The sequence below is a fragment of the Oleiphilus sp. HI0066 genome, from assembly GCF_001635725.1.
This window is the reverse complement of the sequence record NZ_LWFH01000750.1, coordinates 1-999: the sequence shown is the minus strand read 5'-3', so window position 1 is coordinate 999 and position 999 is coordinate 1. Positions and strand designations below refer to the sequence as shown.

The 999-nt window shown below is 43.9% G+C and carries 2 protein-coding genes; both read left to right on the top strand.

Going from position 1 to position 999, the window contains the following annotated elements; all coding sequences use genetic code 11:
• Window positions 1–731: flagellar assembly peptidoglycan hydrolase FlgJ (gene flgJ, locus A3738_RS09115; RefSeq protein ID WP_156504136.1), on the top strand; the 731-nt coding region annotated here is incomplete at its 5' end.
• A gap of 2 nt (window positions 732–733) precedes the next feature.
• On the top strand, window positions 734–999 hold a 266-nt coding region (locus tag A3738_RS29865), incomplete at its 3' end, for a flagellar basal body protein (RefSeq protein ID WP_231876594.1).

The following is a 999-nucleotide window of genomic DNA, read 5'->3' as shown; positions in this document are numbered from 1 at the left end:
AGCGCCAGATATTAGAAAGTAAGGGCTTAGTACCGAGCGACCTCAGTATCGCGAACAAGAAGATGTCCTTGAGCGATTATGAGCGTAAAGGCTTCCCTCGATTAGAGCCTGCGAAGCTCGTTGAAGCAATGCAACAAGTTGATCAATTGAGTGCTAAGCAAGCGAATGATGCGAGCAATGAAGAGAATGCTTCATTGTTAACGTCAGGAACTAGCGAGCTTAAAAAGACTGTATTTAATAGTCCAAATGATTTTATTGCATCGCTTGCTCCGATTGCTCAAAAAATCGAAGCCCAAACTGGCATCTCAGCCAAACTCATGTTGGCTCAGTCAGCGCTTGAAACTGGTTGGGGAAACAAACCAATATTGCGTGAAGATGGAGCTCCAAGTTTCAACCTATTTGGCATTAAGGCCAATAATGGTTGGCAAGGTGACAGTACCAATATTCTTACCACTGAGTTTCATCAGGGAGTCGCCTTAAAGCAGCGTGATAGCTTTAGAACCTATCAATCTTATGAAGAAAGCTTTGCTGATTATGCCAAGTTCTTAGAAGGCAATCCGCGTTATGAAGAAGCGCTTTCTATGAAAGAACAGCCGATCGCCTTTGCGCAAGCATTGCAGCAATCTGGTTATGCGACTGATCCAGAGTACGCGAACAAAATTGGAAATATTGTTCAGAATCGTTTGTCAGACATGGATGCCATCTTTCAATCAGTAAAGGGTGGTAACTAGACGTGGCTGATTTAATTAACATAGGTATTAGTGGCTTAAAAACGCATCAGGTTGGCCTGTCTGTCACAGGTAATAACGTTGCGAACATTAATACGCCTGGATATAGCCGCCAAGAAGCGATCTTTGTTGATAAACCAGGGGAGCTAACGGCTGCAGGTTATGTTGGGCAGGGCGCAAGTGTTGATGCGATTCGTCGTATTACATCGGACTTTGTTTTGGCGCAGCAGCGTTTTGATACCAGTATTTATAACGAACGTGAGGCGATTCT